At 66.5% G+C, this 17,350-nt stretch carries 18 protein-coding genes; 6 read left to right on the top strand and 12 right to left on the bottom strand.

The annotated features are described in order from the left end of the window. Position 1: 1 nt before the first annotated feature. The 3 genes from H5T65_05005 to H5T65_04995 form a co-directional block, all read right to left on the bottom strand. On the bottom strand, positions 2 to 355 hold the full coding sequence (locus H5T65_05005) for an STAS domain-containing protein (protein MBC7258583.1): 354 nt from the start codon (positions 353 to 355) through the stop codon (positions 2 to 4). Beyond that, complete coding sequence (locus H5T65_05000) at positions 352 to 774, bottom strand: ATP-binding protein (protein MBC7258582.1); 423 nt, start codon at positions 772 to 774, stop codon at positions 352 to 354. Before H5T65_05000 ends, H5T65_05005 begins: the two co-directional genes overlap by 4 nt. A 91-nt stretch (positions 775 to 865) precedes the next feature. After that, positions 866 to 1,201 (bottom strand): STAS domain-containing protein, encoded by a 336-nt coding sequence (locus H5T65_04995; protein ID MBC7258581.1) that lies wholly within the window; start codon positions 1,199 to 1,201, stop codon positions 866 to 868. A gap of 242 nt (positions 1,202 to 1,443) precedes the next feature. Between H5T65_04995 and H5T65_04990 the strand changes: the two genes are divergently transcribed. Further along, positions 1,444 to 3,186 (top strand): right-handed parallel beta-helix repeat-containing protein, encoded by a 1,743-nt coding sequence (locus tag H5T65_04990; protein MBC7258580.1) that lies wholly within the window; start codon positions 1,444 to 1,446, stop codon positions 3,184 to 3,186. 256 nt (positions 3,187 to 3,442) lie between these two features. On the opposite strand, the gene H5T65_04985 is transcribed toward H5T65_04990, so the two are convergent. The 8 genes from H5T65_04985 to H5T65_04950 all read right to left on the bottom strand — a co-directional run bounded on the left by H5T65_04985 (position 3,443) and on the right by H5T65_04950 (position 11,353). Then, the gene (locus H5T65_04985; protein MBC7258579.1) at positions 3,443 to 4,699 is read right to left on the bottom strand and encodes an ABC transporter permease; all 1,257 of its coding nucleotides are present in this window, start codon (positions 4,697 to 4,699) and stop codon (positions 3,443 to 3,445) included. Next, positions 4,696 to 5,415, bottom strand: a complete 720-nt coding sequence (locus tag H5T65_04980) for an ABC transporter ATP-binding protein (GenBank protein MBC7258578.1) — start codon at positions 5,413 to 5,415, stop codon at positions 4,696 to 4,698. Before H5T65_04980 ends, H5T65_04985 begins: the two co-directional genes overlap by 4 nt. A gap of 46 nt (positions 5,416 to 5,461) precedes the next feature. Next, positions 5,462 to 6,841 (bottom strand): efflux RND transporter periplasmic adaptor subunit, encoded by a 1,380-nt coding sequence (locus H5T65_04975; GenBank protein MBC7258577.1) that lies wholly within the window; start codon positions 6,839 to 6,841, stop codon positions 5,462 to 5,464. A gap of 268 nt (positions 6,842 to 7,109) precedes the next feature. Continuing rightward, positions 7,110 to 7,574 carry a D-tyrosyl-tRNA(Tyr) deacylase gene (locus H5T65_04970; GenBank protein MBC7258576.1) on the bottom strand — a complete coding sequence of 155 codons (465 nt, stop codon included), beginning with the start codon at positions 7,572 to 7,574 and terminating at the stop codon, positions 7,110 to 7,112. 149 nt (positions 7,575 to 7,723) lie between these two features. After that, positions 7,724 to 8,452 (bottom strand): hypothetical protein, encoded by a 729-nt coding sequence (locus tag H5T65_04965; GenBank protein ID MBC7258575.1) that lies wholly within the window; start codon positions 8,450 to 8,452, stop codon positions 7,724 to 7,726. Between the two features lie 14 nt (positions 8,453 to 8,466). Further along, the gene (locus H5T65_04960) at positions 8,467 to 9,222 is read right to left on the bottom strand and encodes a hypothetical protein (protein ID MBC7258574.1); all 756 of its coding nucleotides are present in this window, start codon (positions 9,220 to 9,222) and stop codon (positions 8,467 to 8,469) included. A 10-nt stretch (positions 9,223 to 9,232) separates the two neighbouring features. Further along, on the bottom strand, positions 9,233 to 10,321 hold the full coding sequence (locus tag H5T65_04955) for a hypothetical protein (protein MBC7258573.1): 1,089 nt from the start codon (positions 10,319 to 10,321) through the stop codon (positions 9,233 to 9,235). Positions 10,322 to 10,339: 18 nt separating this feature from the next. After that, entirely contained in the window at positions 10,340 to 11,353 is a 1,014-nt protein-coding gene (locus H5T65_04950) for a D-2-hydroxyacid dehydrogenase (GenBank protein MBC7258572.1), read from the bottom strand. Between the two features lie 185 nt (positions 11,354 to 11,538). Between H5T65_04950 and H5T65_04945 the strand changes: the two genes are divergently transcribed. From H5T65_04945 to H5T65_04925, 5 genes are all read left to right on the top strand, one after another. Then, positions 11,539 to 12,762, top strand: coding sequence for an aminoacetone oxidase family FAD-binding enzyme (locus H5T65_04945; protein ID MBC7258571.1), 1,224 nt, complete (start codon positions 11,539 to 11,541; stop codon positions 12,760 to 12,762). Positions 12,763 to 13,329: 567 nt separating this feature from the next. Next, positions 13,330 to 13,569, top strand: a complete 240-nt coding sequence (locus H5T65_04940; protein ID MBC7258570.1) for a hypothetical protein — start codon at positions 13,330 to 13,332, stop codon at positions 13,567 to 13,569. 81 nt (positions 13,570 to 13,650) lie between these two features. After that, positions 13,651 to 14,061 (top strand): CoA-binding protein, encoded by a 411-nt coding sequence (locus H5T65_04935; protein MBC7258569.1) that lies wholly within the window; start codon positions 13,651 to 13,653, stop codon positions 14,059 to 14,061. A gap of 5 nt (positions 14,062 to 14,066) precedes the next feature. Next, positions 14,067 to 14,975 (top strand): M15 family metallopeptidase, encoded by a 909-nt coding sequence (locus H5T65_04930; protein ID MBC7258568.1) that lies wholly within the window; start codon positions 14,067 to 14,069, stop codon positions 14,973 to 14,975. An 89-nt stretch (positions 14,976 to 15,064) separates the two neighbouring features. After that, positions 15,065 to 16,342, top strand: coding sequence for a serpin family protein (locus tag H5T65_04925; GenBank protein MBC7258567.1), 1,278 nt, complete (start codon positions 15,065 to 15,067; stop codon positions 16,340 to 16,342). An 81-nt stretch (positions 16,343 to 16,423) separates the two neighbouring features. Here H5T65_04925 and yedF read toward each other — a convergent pair whose 3' ends face one another. Continuing rightward, a complete protein-coding gene (gene yedF / locus H5T65_04920) occupies positions 16,424 to 17,023 on the bottom strand; it encodes a sulfurtransferase-like selenium metabolism protein YedF (protein ID MBC7258566.1) in 600 nt (199 codons plus the stop codon). Positions 17,024 to 17,350: the final 327 nt, after the last annotated feature.

The raw sequence follows: 17,350 nt of genomic DNA, 5'->3' as shown, positions 1-17,350 counted from the left end.
CCTAGCCCACCTCGCCGCCCAGGAACGCGGCTGCCGCTTCTTGCTCGGACGCGTGAATCGCGAAGATCTTGTGGAAGCCGGATAGCACGAACACTTCCCTGACGCGGTCTTTCATGGCACACAGCCGGACATCACCGCCCTGTTTTCGCGCGGCGCGCAGGGCCACCAGGAGCACTTTCAGGCCGCTGCTGCTGATGTAACTCACCCGCCCGAAGTCCACGATGATGTGAGGGTGCCCCGCAGCCAGGAGTGCGTTCAGTCGCGCCTCCAACTCAGGCGCGAGGCCGGCATCCAGTCGCCCGCGCGCCTCCACCACCCACACATCCTCGGCCCAGTCGGAGCGGCGCACATTCACCGCGTTTTCCTCTTCACCATCGTCAGGCGGTTGCCGTCCTGGTCAAACTCAAATCGCACCTCGTCCATGATGGAGCGCATGAAGTGGAGGCCCAGGCCGCCGGTTTCGCGGCGCTCCAGCGGGGCCTCCAGGTCGGGCGTGTGCACCGCGCGGGGGTCAAAGGGGCGGCCTGTGTCGTGGACCTGGATTTGGATTCGGTCGGGGTACACGGTTACGGCGATGCGAATCTGCCCGGGGCCGCCGGCGTAGGCGTGCTCTATGACGTTGGTACACGCCTCATCGCAGGCCAGTTGCAGGTTGAACACACCTTTCTCGTCAAACCCAGCCTTGCGCGCGATGCCGGCGATGAAATCGCCGATGAGGGCCAGGTTCTCAAACCGCGCGGGTACCGTCAGTTCGTACAAAGAGGTTTCTTCCATCCGCTTGGTTTCCACGACAGGCGACCCGTGGCGCGGGTTTCCATACCCGCGGCCCGCACGCGCCACCGCTCGCTCGCGGTGCGCCCTGCCGCTACAGGTTCCCGACGGCCTCTACCGCATCCGGGAATATCTTGAACACGCGGGTAAGGCCCGCCAACTCAAAGGTCTCCATGATGTGCTGGGGAAGCGCCGCCAGGTACACATCCCCGCGATTCCAGCGGCGGCACGTCTTGGCCGTGGAGATGAGGACACGCAGGCCCGCGCTGCTGATGAAGTTCAGGCCCGACATGTCCACCGCGATGCGAAACTGCCCCTGCTCCATGAGGTCTTTGAGGACCTTTTCCAGGTCGGGGGCGTTGCTGCTGTCCACGCGGCCGGAGACCTTCACCAGGCTGGCCCGCTTGAGTTGCTTGACTTCCATCTCCATTGAGAGTCCTCCTTGCGCAAATGGGGTGATGGTGCGAAAGTTCACGGCCCATTATACCCGATTGCGTGGCGCGTGTACAATTGCGGACAGAGCGGATTCGCTTCACCGTGTGTTGGCAACGCCAGAAGCCAACACACTTTGGAGCCGCGCGCCAGGCCCAGCGTTGCATCCGCCCAAGCCCCGTGCTACAATGAAATCCAATCCCTGGTTGCGCTCTGCATTCTCCGGAGGAGGCGGGCAACATGAGACAGATGCTCGTGGGACTGATCGCCATGCTCCTTATTATTCTCCCCCTGCTGGTGCCCGCTCCGGACCTGCCGGCCCGCGCCCAAGGCCCGGGCATGACGCGTTCATCCTCCGCCCTATGCTCTCCCTTCCCCCCGCCGACCGGCCCTATCGTTACCGTCTCCACCGAGGCCGAACTGCGCGACCAGGCCCGCAACGCTGCACCCGGCACCACCATCCTCGTCGCCCCTGGCACCTATTATCTGCAGGATGCCGTCTGGGTAACCCACGACAGCATTGCCATTCGGGGCGCTACCGGGGACCGCGATGACGTAGTCCTGGACGGCGGCGGCATGCTCACGTGGACGAACACCCATGTCATCGCCATAGATGCCGACGACGTTACCGTGGCCGACCTGACCATCCGCAACGGCGACGAGCACGGCATTTCGGTGCAGGGTCGCGACCGTCCGGTCCTGTACAACCTGCACATCGTGGACACCGGCTACCAACTGGTCAAGGTCAACCTCCTGGGCGACGGCAGCGACGACGGCCTGCTGGCCTGCTCCCGCCTAGAGTACACCACAACCTCGCCGGAGGACTACACCAACGGCATCAGCGCCCACAATGCTCACCGCTGGACGGTGCGCGACAACCAGTGGATCCGCATACGCACACCGGGCAATGCCCCCGTCCCCGCCATTCTGTTCTGGTCAGGCTCGTCCGACACGGTGGTGGAGCGCAACCTGCTGGTGGACTGCTACCAGGGCATCGCCTTCGGCAACGCCAGCCACGGCCCCGGTGATCACATCGGCGGCGTGGTGCGTAACAACGTCATCTACGCGTCCCTGCCCCACGACGTGGTCGTTGAGATGGTCCATGCTACCGACTGGCTGGTGGCCCACAACACTGCCCTGCTCCTCAACCCCGACGCCGGCCTGACCTGGGGCATGGAAGCGCGCTTTGCTGACACCTCCGGCACCTTCGCCTACAACCTGACCAACATGGACATCCGGCTAAACCGCGACGGAGCCAACGCCACCGGCACGGGAAACGTCGTGAATGCCCAGAGCGACTGGTTCGCCGACCCGGCGGGCGCAGACCTGCACCTGACGAACGCGGCCACGGCGGCCATTGACCAGGCAGCGGCATTGGCGCAGGTAACCGACGATTTGGACGGCGACGCGCGGCCCATCGGTCCCGCGCCGGACATCGGCGCCGACGAGTTCCGATCCCAAACCCAAACCTCAATCCCGCTGGCGGCGGGGTGGAACCTGGTGTCAGTGCCCGTGGTGCCCCACAGCACGGCTATTACCGACGTGCTGGCATCCATCGCGGGCAGGTATGCCATCGTTCACACCTGGGACGCCGCCGCGCAGGGGTGGCGCACGTACAACCCCGCGCTACCCCCGGAAGCGAGCATGTTGCACTCCCTGGACGAAAAGACGGCGTTCTGGATTCTGCTGACCGAGGCCGCGACGCTGACGGTGGATGGCACGCCACCCGCCACGACCGACCAGACCTTGTTTGCCGGGTGGAACCTGGTGGCATATCCCTTTGCTACGGCGCGCCCTGTGGCCGAGGCGCTGGCGTCCATCGCGGGCAAGTACACCGTGGTGTGGGCGTACTACGCCGACGAGCCACAGCCGTGGAAGCACTACAGCCCCGCTGCACCCTTTGGCAACGATTTAGCGGAGATGGAACCCGGGCGCGGGTACTGGGTGCGCGCGACCGAGGCGTGCACCCTTGTGATTCCGTAGGGGCTGCGCCCGTGAGTACACGGGGCCAGCTCCTGGAACTGACCAACCCCTCTGTGCGCTATCTTGCCCTGCGCGATCTGTTGGAAATAGAATCCGCAGAGTTGTGCGCTTGGTACAGGCGCGGCGCACCTCAGGGAGTGTGTCGCACCTTACTCACCAACACAAAATAGAACCGAGCCCGAGGCCAGACAAATGCAGGGGCAGACCCAGGAGTCTGCCCCTGACATCTGGGGCGCGCACGCCGTTGCGCCCCCTGCTACTCGTACCGCAGCGCGTCTATCGGGTTCAGCGCCGCCGCGCGGCTCGCGGGGTAGATGCCGAAGAACAACCCCACCGCCGCCGAGAACCCTGTCGCCAGCAAGACCGTGGACACGGTGATGACCGGCTGCAGCGACCCCGACAGTTGCCCTACCAGTTGCGACCCTACGGCGCCCAGCGCGATGCCGATGAACCCGCCGGCCAAACTGAGCACCATCGCCTCAATCAGGAACTGCCACAACACATCCCGCCGACGCGCGCCTACGGCTTTGCGCAGGCCGATCTCCCGCGTGCGCTCCGTTACCGACACCAGCATGATGTTCATGATGCCGATGCCGCCCACCAGAAGCGAAATCGCTGCAATGGCCCCCAGGAAGATGGTCAGGATGGACGTGATCTCGCCGAAGATGTTGAGGATGTCCTTCTGGTTGATGACGGTGAAATCGTCGTCGCTCTCGTACAGGATGCCGTGGCGGTCGCGCAGCAACTGGGCGATCTGCTCCATCGCCGCCTCCATGCGGCTTTCGCTCACCGCCTGGGCGTAGATGGCCGACACAACGTAGTCGCCCGAGGCCGAGCGCCGCTGCGTCAGTTTGGTGTGGAACGTGGTCAGCGGCACGAACACCGAATCGTCCACCCCGCCGAACCCCGTGCCGCCTTTGCTGGCCAGCACGCCGATGACCCGAAACGAGATGCCTTTGATCTTGATCGTCTGGCCCACGGCGTAGCCATCTGGGAAGAGCGCCTCGGCAGCCGAATGGCCCAGCACCGCCACCCGCGACCCGCCATTGAAATCCTCCTCGCTGAAGAACGTCCCTTCGGCCACCTTGTGGTTGCGCACCTGGGGATAGTTCACGGTCGTGCCGCTCACCGATGTGCGGATGCCTCGGTCGCGGTAGACCACCGTGGTGTTTATGAAGGACTCCACCGCCACGGCCTGGACGTCCGGCACGCGCTGCGGGTCTGCGATGGCCTTGGCGTCGCCGTAGGTCAGGGTGTTGATCGTGCTAGTCGCCATCGCGCTGCCCGCGTTCCTGCTGGACTGGGCCGACAGGTTCCCCGGCACCACAAACAGCAGGTTGGAACCGATGCTCTGAATCTGTTCCTGCACCAGCACTTGCACGCCTTGCCCCACCGACAGAAGCGTGATCACCGCCGCGACGCCGATGATGATGCCCAGCATGGTGAGGGCCGCGCGCAGTTTGTTGGCCGAAAGGCTCCTGAAGGCGATCTTGATGCTCTCTGCGATGTTCATGGCGCGCCTCCCGCAGATTCTACGGCCAACTGCATCTGGGCCACCGGCTCGTCGCCCACGATCTTGCCATCCAGAAGCCGCACGATCCGCCGCGTGTGTCGCGCGATCTCCAGGTCGTGGGTTACGAACACGACCGTGATGCCCCGCTCCAGGTTCAGCCGCTGGAAGATGCCCACGATCTCGCGCCCCGACTTGGTGTCCAGGTTGCCGGTCGGCTCGTCGGCCAGGATGATGGACGGCTCATTGACCAGCGCCCGCGCGATTGCCACGCGCTGCTGCTCGCCGCCCGACAGTTCGCTGGGCCGATGATCCAGCCGATGCCCCAGCCCCACCGCCTGCAGCGCGGCCACCGCCCGTCTGCGTCGTTCCGCGCCCGAGACGCCGCCGTAGGTCAGCGGCAGTTCCACGTTCTGCAGCGCGCTGGTGCGGCGCAGCAGATTGAAGTTCTGGAACACGAAGCCGATCTTCTTGTTGCGGATGCTGGCCAACTGGTCATCGCTCAGGCGCGACACGTCCACGCCCTCCAGAGTGTACTGCCCGCTGGTGGGCTGGTCCAAGCACCCGATGATGTTCATCAGCGTGGACTTGCCCGAACCCGACGGCCCCATGATGGCCAACAGTTCGCCCCGACGGATTTGCAGGCTCACGCCGCAGAGCGCCGGCACCTCTACGACGCCCATCTTGTACACTTTGCAGATGTCGGTCATTTGAATCAATACGTCATTATCCATTGCACCCTGCCCGCTCTTGCCACTGGTAGCCTCATTGCGGCCCGAACAGGCTCCGCAACTGCTGGCTGGATGAGATCGTCGTGATGACGACGGTCTCGCCCTCGGCCGGGCCTTCCAGGATTTCGGTGTAGCGTTCGTCGCGGATGCCGGGCTTGATGTACACCTGCTCCACCTGCCCGTTGCGCAGCACCTGCACGTAACGCTGGCCCGTCTTCTCGTCGGTGCGAATGGCGCGGTTGGGCAGCACAAGGGCGTCGGCCTTCTCGGCCACGACGATGTCTATCGTCGCGCTCATGCCCGTGCGCAGGGGCGCGTCGGTGGGATCCACGGCGATGCGCACATCATAGGTAACCACGCCTGTGGTCTGCGACCCCGCCAGCCCGACGCGGTCCACATGTCCCTGAATCGGGGTATCGGGCAGCGCGTCCAGGGCGATGCGCGCCACCTGCCCCACGCGCACCAGCGCCACGTCCATCTCATCCACCGCCACCATGATGTGGAAGGCGGACGTGTCGGCGATGATCACAGCGGGCGTCCCCGCAGCCACCAATTGCCCCACATCCACCGACACCTTCTCCACGACGCCAGCAAACGGCGCGCGCAGCACCGCCGAGTCCAGCCTTCGCTTCGCCTGATCCACGGCGACCTGCGCCGAATCCACCTGCGACTGGGCGATGGCCAAATCCTCAGGCGAGGGGGTGCGCTTCAGCCGCTCTAGGTTGGCCCGCGCCTGGGCAATCTGCGCCTCGGCGGCCTTGAGCGCGCTCTCGCTGGGGCCTGCCGTCGCGACGCGGTAGTTGGCCAGGGCCGTCTGGTAGTCTATGGTTGCCTGCTGCAACTGGAGCGCCTGGGGCGAGGCCGCGGCATCCCCACGCCACGCGATGCGGTCGTAGGCGGCCTGCGCCTGCTTCAGCACGGCCTCGGCCCGCTCCACGTTGGCTTTGGCCACGGCCACCTCGTCGGCCGTCGGCCCTTTCTTCAGTTTCTCATAGGACGCGATGGCGCTGGCCAGGCTCGCCTCGGCCGCAGCGATGTCCTCTTTGCTGGGGCCGGCCTTGGTCTGCTCATAGCGGGCTTGGGCCGCGCGCAGCGATGCCTCGGCGCTCCGCAAGGTCAACTCCAGGTCGGTGGCGTCCAGCCGAGCCAGGGGCTGGCCCTTCTGGACAACGTCGCCCTCGTCCACCAGGACCTCCAGGACGCGGCCCGATATCTCAAAGGACAGCGTGGCCCTCTGGGCGGGCGCGACGTTTCCGGTGGCGTTGACCACCTGCGTGAGCGCCCCCCGCGCCACGGTTACAGTCTCGGCTTGGGTTGTGCCGTTGTCGCCTCGGCCCACCGCGCGCACCAGGAAGAACGCACCAACGGCCACAGCCGCCACGATGGCTACGATGACGATAGTCTTCCGGTTCATGTTGCCACTCCCTCATCATGCGACGCTACGCTGGAGCATCAGGTCCCGCAGGGGCAGGTCTGAAACTGCCCCTACCCTTACCGCGATGATTTGCAACGAGGATCGTCGCTTAGCGTCGCTATTATTTTGTGTCGCTAATTATATTCACCCCCGCACCACATGTCAAATCGGGTGTGTCTCCCAACGGCGACGCCCGCAGCGCGGGTTTCCATACCCGCGCGCCTGCACGGCGACGCCCGTAGCGCAGGTTCCCATACCCGCGCACCCCTCACGAGCGGCGAGGGCGGGCCAGATCCTCGGTGTCCAGAATCAACGTTACGGGGCCGTCGTTGTGGATTTCCACCAGCATGTGCGCCTGGAAGCGGCCCTCCTCCACACGGACACCGAGGCCCCGCAGCGCCTGACAGAATCGCGCCACGAGGGGTTCCGCCACATCGGGCGGGGCGGCGTTGGTGAAACTGGGGCGGCGGCCCTTCCGCGAGTCGCCGTAGAGGGTGAACTGGGACACCACCAGCGCGGCCCCTCCCACGTCCAGCAGCGACAGGTTGAACTTGCCGTCGGCGTCGCTGAAGATGCGCAGATTGGCCACCTTGTCGGCCAGTTTCGCCGCGTCTTCGGGCGTGTCTCCGTCTTTGACACCCAACAGGACGACCAGCCCGTCGCCGATTTCCCCGACGGTTTGGCCGTCCACCGTAACCTTGCCATGCGTTACGCGCTGCACCACGGCTCGCATGAGGTTTCCTCTCGCCTGTACAATCTATCCAGCGTCGCGGCCCACCAGTTGTCGCAAGTCGTCCAACGCTCGGTTCTCCAATTCATCCATGATAGCCGCCAAGACCTGGCCGGGCAAATCGGGCAGGCGGCAGATGGCGATGTCCAGCATCACGGCGCTGGCTCCCGCGAGCACGGCCTGCACCGCCTGATGCGGCGCGTGGAGGCCGCCGAAAGCGACCAGCGGGAAGGGGAACTCGCGCAAGGCGAGGAGCGCGCGAACACGCCCGGGCCGTGCACGTCGCCCTGCACCCAGGCTTCGTCCTCGACGCTCCACGCGGTCCCCTGCGGGGGCGCGCCCACTACGAGGGCATCGGCCACGCCGACCAGCGCCTCGGCGTAGTCGGCCGCGCCTGCAAGGGGGACCTGTACCAGCAGCGGCTTGTCGCTGGCAGCGCGCAGTCGGGCGGCGGCGCGCGCGGCCTCGTCGGGCGGCAGGGCGTCGGCCCGCCATTCCAGCGCAGCGACCTCGCGCGCCTCCTCCAGGGCCTCGGCGCAGGCGGCCAGTTCCGCCGGCGACTCGCCCGCCACGTGCGCGATGACCGGCGGATTGGCCCGCCGCCAGCGCTTTGCCCAGTGGCGCAGCACCGACCGCACCGCCGCCGGGCCTCCGGTGTCTATCACGACACCCGCGGGCACAGGCGCAAAACGCGGCGACTTGCCGACCGCCCGCGCGGCCAGCGGCAGCGTAACCACCGCGCCCAGCGCCGCCGCATCCACCGCCTCGGGCGCGGCCCCGTATCCGGCCGCCCCACACCCCAGCAGGATGGGCGTGGCCAGGGGAAGTCCTGTCTTGTGCCCAGGGGCCAAATCCACCGACAGGTTCGCAGAGGCTCTCATCGTTTCGCGCATCTTCACACCAGGTCGCGCAAGTCAAACACAGGGCCGTCGGCGCAGACGCGGGCCGACCCGCGACGCAGCCGAATCCGACACACGCCGCACACGCCGAGCGCGCACAGCATCCGCCCGCGCACCAGCACCTGGCAGAACCCCCGGGCGTAGCGCAGTCGCACCTGCTGTATGGCCTCGGCGAGGGCCAGATGGAGCGCGGGCGACCCCGCCGCATAGGCCGCATCGGCCCAGCGCAGCGTTTCGCTCAACGCCGCCGTCAGGGCCTCGGTTCCCACGGCCGAGCGGTACTCCGCCGATGACGGCAGCAGCCCGGGCGGCAGGAGTTCGGCGCGGCTGAACGGGCTCCACACCAGGAACGACACCTCTAGCCGCCGCGCCGCCGCTTCCTGCACCAGCGTCAGCAGCGGCAGCCCTTCCATCCCCTCGGACACCACCAGCAGATTGCGCGCCGCGGCGTTCAGCGCGAAGCCGTTGCCTAGTGGCCCTGTAACCTGAATCGGCCGCTCCGGCCATAGCGTCGCCAGCCAGCGGTCTCGGTCGTCCATCTGGAGCAGGCATCCCAGGTCCTCTGCCGAGAGGTGGGTGGGGAAAAGCGGCGTGGGCAGGTACGGCTCCAGCCGCTGGCGATCCACAACGGCGATGAACTGCCCCGGCCGCAGGGATGCGGCCACGTCGGGCGCGCGCAGGCGAAGCCAGAGCAGATCGGGGTCCAGCACCCGAACCTCGGCCACCCGCGCGCGTGTAACCCATGGGGCCATCGCTTGCCTCTCAGCCCGACAACGCCTCACGCAGCGCGTCGGCCACGCGGAACGGATCGCTGCTCACGACGCTGGACCCGAAAAACTCCATGGCACCCACGTCCGACGTCCTGCTGTGGAGCGGGCCGCGGTCCACCATCCGCGCGATGACCGGGAACCCGGCCCAGTCTTCGGGCACGGAGTCTATGGGCTTCCACAGCAGCGCCAGATTGAAACTCTGGACGCCGAGATGCCGCACATACGCCTGGAGCGCGCCGTACACGCCGTGGACAAACGCCGGCCCGATGCGGTCGGCCACCACCCAGACCTCCTTCTCCTTCTTGGGCGCCAGGTAGGCGAAGACGTGGACGCCCTGGGATTCCACGCCCAGGCCGAGCGCCTGGTGAACCGCGCAGAGGTCCGCGAAGTAGTCCGTGCCGTGGCCGATGCGGTAAAGGAGCGCCGCCCGCCTCAAGGCTTCCACCTGCGCGTAGTGGATACCCTTGCCCAACACGGCCTGCATGTGGCCGTGCACCCGCGACGCGGCGGCCCGCCACAGGCAGTTCCAGAACAGCATGAAGTAACGCACGTCGGCGTCGGCGCTGTGGGCCGCCCGCGCCCAGGCCAATGCGGTTTCCAACGCGTCGTCGATGGACGCCTCGGTGAAAGCCAGCGGGTCGTGCTCGTCAAAGATGATGACCGAGTGGAATCGCTCAATGGGCACAAGGTTCGCTGCCGTTACAGAGAAAGCGCCGCGCACCCGCCCGAAGGTGTTTTCGGTAGTGCGTTCCAGCGGCGCGCAGAAGGGGTCGTCGGCGGTCGGGCCTGGGATGTCCACCGATGACGCCAGCCGCTCGTCGTGGGGGCGGCGCTGACGCAGCGGGTTGAACAGCGTGCCGTCCAGGGTGATGAGGTTGGTAACCCGCACCAGCGTCTGGCGCAGCACGGGCTCCACGCCGCCGAACAGCGCCTCCACTTCGGCCTTCATCGGCGCGGGAATCACCACGTCGGCCTGGTCGGTTGCAATGTGGAAGATGCGGGCAAATCGTTCGCGTTCGGCCTCGGGCAGCGCGGCCACCAGGGATTCCAAATCGGCGATAGTACGTTCGTGTTCGGTCATGTTCTCCTCGTTTGGCGTCTAGTATCCCAGCGTCTTGTCCACCAGGTTCAGCAGCGGCTCGCCAGCCAGGTAGCGCCGCAGGTTCTCGGCGAACAGGTCGGTGGCGCGGTCGTTGTAGGCCGCCGTGGTCGCCGCGATATGTGGCGTCAGGATGACGTTGGGCAGGTCGTACAGCGGGCTATCGGGCGGCAGCGGCTCCTGCCAGAAAACGTCCAGGCCAGCGCCCGCGATGCGGCCCTCGCGCAGGGCGCGGATGAGCGCCTCCTCGTCCACCACCTCGCCCCGTGAGATGTTGACGAAGTACGCCGTCGGCTTCATGGCCCGAATGACCGATTCGCTCACGATCCCGCGTGTCTCGGGCGTCAGAGGGAGCGCCACCACCACGTAGTCGCACGCCGACACCATCTGCTCCAGTTGGTCGGGACCGAAAACGCCGTCCACATGCTGCATCTGGGCGTCGCCCGCGCCGGGGATGCGATAGCCGACGTCTTCGCGCCTGCCCGGGTTGCGCTTGGACGCCAGCACCCGCATGCCGAAGGCCTTGGCGAGACGGCCGATCTCGCGGCCGATGCTGCCGTAGCCGATGATGCCGATGGTTGCGCCGCGCAGTTCCGCGCCGAGCAGGGCCGCCCAGCGCCCCTTGGGCCATTCGTGCTTCTGCTGCAGGGCGAAGGCTAGGGGGAATCGGCGGGCGAAGGCCAGCATGGAGCCGAAGACGTATTCGGCGATGGGCACGGCGTGGATGCCGCTGGCCGTGGTGATGGCGATGTCCGATTTCATGATGGGCTTGTCCAGCAGGTGATCGGCCCCCGCGCTGGAGAGTTGCACCCACTTCAGGCGCGGCGCCTGTTCGGGCAGGAAGTCGGCGTGGTACGTGTACAGAATTTCCGGCTCGCCCACCAGCGGCAACATGTCTTCGGGCGTCTTGCAGGTGATCTGCGCGATGTCCAGGGCGGGCGAGACGGCTCGCAGCCGCGCCAGTTGCTCATCCGACAGTTTCAGCACGCTCAACACTTTGACTTTCTCGGCCATATCCACGCTCCGATGAGGGATTCGGCATTCAGTATAAACCGAGATGGCCTTCTCGTCCAGAACAGCGCAGCCGCGTCATCGCGGGCGAGGCGACTGCGCCGCCGTTCTTGCATCGCCGCCTCGCCCGTGCTACACTCCGGCACGAGTTCCATCTTGTTACCTCTCAATCGGGCGGAGCGCACTCTATGGCAAGGCTGCATATCGGCATCGTCGGCGCGGGGCCGGCGGGGATCATGGCGGCGCTGGAAGCGGCGCGGCGCGGCGCACGGGTAACGCTGTTTGACACCAACGCCATCGTCGGGCGCAAGATTCTGGTAACCGGCAACGGGCGGTGCAACATCACCAATGTCCATGCCGCGCCCGACAAGTACGCCTGCGCCGACCCCGAATTCGTGCGCGTGGCGTTCGCGCGCTTCGGCCACCGCGAGACCGTCGCCCGCCTGCGCGACGTGGGCATCCTCATCTACTCCACGCCCGACGGCTGGTGCTATCCTCTGTCCGAGTCGGCGGCCAACGTGGCCGACATTCTGGGGGCGGCGCTGGAACTGGCGGGCGTGGAGACGCGCCTGCAGACCAAGATCGCGGACATCCGCCCCGGCCCGCGCGGCATCGGCCTGGCGATCGGCGGGGGGCCGCACGTGCAGACCTTTGACCGCGTCATCGTGGCGTGCGGGGGCAAGGCGTATCCGGCGCTGGGGTCCCGCGGGGATTTGTTCCCGGTCTTGGAGTCACTGGGGCATCGCATCGTGCCGATTCGTCCGGCCCTCGCGCCCCTCACCGCCGACGTGAAGCGGTTCCACAAACTTCAGGGTGTGCGGCTGGACGTGGCGCTGACCCTGTACGACGGCGACCGCGTCCTGGGGCGCAGCATGGGCAACATGATGTTCACCGAGTACGGGTTCAGCGGCCCGGCGGCCATGGACTTGGCCCATCTGGTGAGCGCGCGCCCGGGCACCTACCTGACGCTGGAGATCAACCTGCTCCCCTACGTGCGGGCGGCGCTGGAGGAACTCCTGGCGCGCAAGAGCCGTGAGCCGTTCCCCGTGCGCGTTCTCCTGGGCGCGGTCCTGCCCCAGAAGATTCCGCCGCTCGTGATGGCCGTGGCCGGCGTGCGCCCCGACGCCAGGCTCACCGAAATCCCGGACGCTGAGCGCGCCCGCCTCATGGAGACGCTCACCTGCCTCAAGGCCACCGTTACGGGCACGCGCGGCTTTACGTTCGCGCAGGTGTCCACGGGCGGCGTCCCGCTCGCCGAGGTGGATCCGGCTACGATGGCGTCGCGCGTGGTGCCGCACCTGTACTTCGCAGGCGAGGTTCTTGATGTCGTCGGCCCGTGCGGCGGGTACAACTTGCAGTGGGCGTGGACCAGCGGGGCGATTGCCGGTGCGGGGGCGGCGGGTGGCGGGTAACCCCTCACATCCCCCTGGCCGCCCGCAGGCGCTGTTCCCTCGCCCGCGGCGGGAGAGGGCTAGGGTGAGGGGTGTTCGGATCACGAAGGACACGAAAGGGCGCGAAAGGCACGACCGCACATGCGCATGCCGCGCGGGGCTAAACCCCCGCGCTAAAGGCGCGAAGCCCCTTCGGGGCTGGCCCAGCCCGTAGGGCTTCGCCCATTCAGCCCGATGCTTCAGCGTCGGGCGACAAGCAACCGCGAATCCACCCCCAGCCCGCAGGGCTTCGCCCATTCAGCCCGATGCTTCCGCCTCGGGCGGGCGTGCGCGTAGGTTCGTGTAATTCGTGGATAACCGGGTGGTGTACGCTGGGGCCTCATGGGGGCCTGTCCTGGATGCGAAAAACGAAGAAAAAACGAGAAAACACGCGTTCCTGTCCGTCTTAACCCGAGATATCCTCGCAAATGTTCTCTATGATTCCCCTTGTCCCGCGAATCGCATTCCACATCCTTGCTTTTTGACCCTGGTTTGTGTATACGCTAGGTAGTCTGACACGGCTGTATGGCCATGAAGAAGGAGACGTTTATGGTTTTGGAATGGGAGTGCATGGAATGCGGCTATATTGAAGAAGGCTCTCGCCCGCCTGCGCGCTGTCCCGAATGCGGTGCACCGCGGCACCGCTTCCAGCGGCTGGATATCCTGGACGAGGAGGAGGAAGACGAAGCCTTGGACCTCCTGGATGACTACGACCTGGAGGAAGACGAAGACCTCTGGGACGAGGATGAGGACGAGGACTTCTTTGACGACGAAGATGAGGATTTCTAGTCCCTCGCGCGTATCCCAACGCGCCCGACCCGTGCCGGGCGCGTTTTTGTTTTCGGCCCCGCTTGTGCTATACTTCGCACCATGAACGAACCCGAAGTGATCCAACGCATTCTGGAACAAACCAAGACCATTGCCGTCGTGGGCCTCTCGTCCAATCCCGACAAGACTAGCCACCGCGTGGCGGCCTTCCTCCAGTCCAAGGGCTACCGCATCATCCCGGTAAACCCCACCGTGGAGGGTGAGATTCTCGGCGAGAAGGCGTACCCCAGCCTCCGGGCCATCCCGGAGCCGTTTGACGTGGTGGATGTCTTCCGCCGCGCCGAGGACGTGCCGGCGGTAGTTGATGATGCCATCGCCGCGGGCGCGAAAGTCCTGTGGATACAACTGGGCATCGTCAACGAGGAGGCGGCGGCCCGCGCCCAGGCTGCCGGCATGACGGTCGTCATGGACCGCTGCATGATGGCGGAGTACAAGAAGCGCTGGGGGGCATAGGAGCGGTGGATAGGCCGGCGCTCATCCTGCGCACGTTGCTGCTCGCCTGGGCCTTGCCGTTGGCGCTAGCGCTCTTTGCCGCTGCCCAGTTGCGCGCCGTGCCGGTGGAGCCCGCCTTTCTGCCCACCCGCGTGTGGCCCACCGCGACGCCAACCCCCACCGCGACCCACACGCCGACGCGCACCCCATCGCCCACGCCGACGCCAACACCCACCCCCACGCCCACAGCCACGCCGACGCCGCGCCTGCCCACCCCAACGCCCATCGTGTACAAAGGCCCCGACGCGGCCGCGCTGGCGCTGGTAACCAAAACGCAGGGCCTCTCGCCTGACTACGCGCCCACCGACTTGATCTCCCTCAACGACTTGGGTATCCTGACCTACAACAACGACCCGGAAGAACTTCGCTTCCAGGCCGCCATGGACCTGGCCGAGATGTTCGCCGTGGCCGAACGCGAGGGGATTCACCTTCTCGTCCGCTCGGCCTACCGTTCCTACGCGGTGCAGGCCGCCATATTCGCGCAGTACGTGGAAGAAGAGATGCGCCGCGCCGAAGCAGCGGGCCAACCCATCTCTCGTGAGGAGGCCGAGGCCCGCGCCAACCAGTACTCGGCGCGCCCAGGCTTTTCGCAGCATCAGTTGGGCACCACGGTGGACGTTACCAGCGCCGACGCCACCGACCTTGTCCCCGATTTCGGCCAGACTCCCGCCGGCCGCTGGCTCCACGACAACGCTCACAAGTTCGGCTTCGTCTTCTCCTACCCCCAGGGCAAGGAGCGCCTCACCGGATACATCTACGAACCCTGGCATCTTCGCTGGATCGGCCGCGGCCACGCCGAGATGCTCCACGCGTTGGACTACCTCAACCCCGACTCGCCCATGACGCTGGACGTGTACCTGCAGGGGCTACAGTAGGCGGAACCTTTCGCCTTGCGCGCGCGTCTTGGAGATAGCCGGGGCATTCGCTCTGGCCGAGTTGCGGACTTGCACGAGGAGGAGATCCGATGAGAATCCCATGGCTGAACGTGCTGATGATCTGTGTTCTGTTGGGGCTGACGGCCTGCGCCCCCGGCAGATCTGCCCAGGCTCAAATCGCCCAGTCCGACAAACCTCGCGTCCAATCGCCTGCGGTCGGCGCGTCGGACCTGGCCGAACTGGTCGCGGGCAACAGCGCCTTCGCCTTTGCCCTGTACCAGGCCATACGCCAGGAGCCGGGCAACCTGTTCTACTCGCCCTACAGCATCTCGCTGGCCCTGGCGATGACCTACGCCGGCGCGCGCGGCAACACCGAGCGCCAGATGGCCGACGTGCTCCGTTTCACGCTGCCCCAGGAGCGGCTGCACCCCGCCTTCAACGCGCTGGATCAGGCGCTGGCGAGCCGCGGCGCGGGGGCCAAATCCAAGGACGGGAAGCCCTTCCGCCTGAGCGTCGCCAATTCGCTGTGGGGGCAGGCGGGCTACAAGTTTCTGCCCGCGTTCCTAGACACTCTCGCCATGAACTATGGCGCTGGTCTGCGCCTGGTGGATTTCCGGTCTGCGCCCGAAGCCGCCCGCAAGACCATCAACGACTGGGTGAGCCAGCAGACCGAGGACAAGATTCGGGACTTGATTCCCCCCGGCGCGATTGACACGCTGACGCGCCTGGTGCTGGCCAACGCCATCTACTTCAACGCCGCCTGGCTGCACCCGTTTGAGAAGGAGAGCACGCAGGATGGGCCGTTCTACCTGCTGGATGGCTCGCAGGTTACCGTGCCCATGATGCGCGGAGATGCGCGCTTCCGCTACTTCGCGGGAGAGGGGATTCAGGCCGTGGAGTTGCCCTACGACGGCGAAGAGGTGTCCATGGTGATCCTCGTCCCCGATAAGGGCCACTTCCCCGCCTTTGAGGCCGCGCTCACCGCCGACCAGGTGGCCGACATCCTGGCGAAGATGGAATTCGCCAGCGTCAACCTCACCATGCCCAAGTTCAAGTACGATGCGTCGCTGAGCCTGGCCGACACGCTCAAGGCGATGGGCATGCCCGATGCCTTCAGCATGAGCGCGGACTTCTCGGGCATGGACGGCACGCGCAACCTGGCCATCACCGATGTGTTCCACAAAGCCTTCGTGGCCGTGGACGAAGCGGGCACCGAAGCGGCCGCCGCGACTGCCGTCGTCATCGGGCTGACGGCGATGCCCGCGAGTCCGGTGGATTTGACGGTGGACCGCCCGTTCGTCTTTCTCATCCGCGACGTGCAGACGGGTGCCATCCTGTTCGTGGGGCGCGTGCTCAACCCGGCGTAGATGACCACGCAGCGGCGTGCTTTCGGGCGCGCCGCTGCGCATATTTCCCGTTGCCGGCACGGTCGGCGCGGACCGCCTGGCCTAGAGGCTCACCACCTTGCCGGCCCGCAGCATCGTTTCGGCGATGGTGTACATGTTGGAGACCTCGCCGACGGCCACCTTGTCCTTCAGCCCGAAGTGGCCCAGGCACGTGCCGCAGGCGAGCACCTTCACCCCGCGCCCGCACAGCGCCTTCAGGTCTTCCACCACCGCCGAGCCTTCCACGACCAATTTGACGCCGGCGTTGAAGAAGATGACGGTCTCAGGAAGCGGGTCTACCTCGCCCAGAGTGTGGAAGAAGGCGCGGATGAGGATTCCGCCCAGTTCGGGGTCATCGCCGCGCCCCATGTACTGATCCGGCACGACCAGCACCAGCGGGCCGGATGCGGGCGCTTCGCCCGTCGGCTCGGGCTGGGCCGCGAGGTGCGCATGGGGGGTCTTGGCGATGTGCAGGTAGATGCCGTCCTCGCGCGTCTCCACGCGGACTTCGGCCCCGCTTGCCTGCGCCATCCGCTGCACGTTTTGGCGCGCGGTCTCGTTGTCCACGATGGTGGTAACGGAATCGGCCTCTTGCAGCGCGTTTCGGGTGAGGATGACGGGTTGGGGGCATGCAAGCCCGCGCGCATCCACGACCTTGCTCATAAGCGCCTCCTGGGTGTGAGGATTTGTGCCTATGATATGCGTTCGCCGCGATTCTGGCAAGGGGCGTGCCGTTCCCTCTCCCGCTGGGAGAGGGCGAGGGTGAGGGGTGCCACCGCCGCGCGGGGCGCGCGGGGCTGAACCCCCGCGCTACAGGTGCAAAGCCCCTTCGGGGCTGGGGTAGCCCGCAAGGGGCGTGCCGTTCCCTCTCCCGCTGGGAGAGGGCGAGGGTGAGGGGTGCCACCGCGCGCGCACACGGCGTACCGCGTAGGGGCGACTCGGCGAGTCGCCCCTACGGGCGAACCCGCGCCCGCAGGGCTTCGCCCTTTC

This window comes from Chloroflexota bacterium, assembly GCA_014360805.1.
GTDB lineage: Bacteria > Chloroflexota > Anaerolineae > DTLA01 > DTLA01 > DTLA01.
Note: the sequence above shows the minus strand (reverse complement) of the source record. Positions and strands in the feature narration are given on the sequence as shown.

Coding starts and splice junctions, on each gene's coding strand:
- yedF (MBC7258566.1), bottom strand. CDS start 17,023: ATGAGCAAGGTCGTGGATGCGCGCGGGCTTGCATGCCCCCAACCCGTC.
- H5T65_04970 (MBC7258576.1), bottom strand. CDS start 7,574: ATGCGAGCCGTGGTGCAGCGCGTAACGCATGGCAAGGTTACGGTGGAC.
- H5T65_04945 (MBC7258571.1), top strand. CDS start 11,539: ATGGCAAGGCTGCATATCGGCATCGTCGGCGCGGGGCCGGCGGGGATC.
- H5T65_04940 (MBC7258570.1), top strand. CDS start 13,330: ATGGTTTTGGAATGGGAGTGCATGGAATGCGGCTATATTGAAGAAGGC.
- H5T65_04990 (MBC7258580.1), top strand. CDS start 1,444: ATGAGACAGATGCTCGTGGGACTGATCGCCATGCTCCTTATTATTCTC.
- H5T65_04960 (MBC7258574.1), bottom strand. CDS start 9,222: ATGGCCCCATGGGTTACACGCGCGCGGGTGGCCGAGGTTCGGGTGCTG.
- H5T65_05000 (MBC7258582.1), bottom strand. CDS start 774: ATGGAAGAAACCTCTTTGTACGAACTGACGGTACCCGCGCGGTTTGAG.
- H5T65_04985 (MBC7258579.1), bottom strand. CDS start 4,699: ATGAACATCGCAGAGAGCATCAAGATCGCCTTCAGGAGCCTTTCGGCC.
- H5T65_04955 (MBC7258573.1), bottom strand. CDS start 10,321: ATGACCGAACACGAACGTACTATCGCCGATTTGGAATCCCTGGTGGCC.
- H5T65_04975 (MBC7258577.1), bottom strand. CDS start 6,841: ATGAACCGGAAGACTATCGTCATCGTAGCCATCGTGGCGGCTGTGGCC.
- H5T65_04935 (MBC7258569.1), top strand. CDS start 13,651: ATGAACGAACCCGAAGTGATCCAACGCATTCTGGAACAAACCAAGACC.
- H5T65_04995 (MBC7258581.1), bottom strand. CDS start 1,201: ATGGAGATGGAAGTCAAGCAACTCAAGCGGGCCAGCCTGGTGAAGGTC.
- H5T65_04950 (MBC7258572.1), bottom strand. CDS start 11,353: ATGGCCGAGAAAGTCAAAGTGTTGAGCGTGCTGAAACTGTCGGATGAG.
- H5T65_04925 (MBC7258567.1), top strand. CDS start 15,065: ATGAGAATCCCATGGCTGAACGTGCTGATGATCTGTGTTCTGTTGGGG.
- H5T65_04965 (MBC7258575.1), bottom strand. CDS start 8,452: ATGAGAGCCTCTGCGAACCTGTCGGTGGATTTGGCCCCTGGGCACAAG.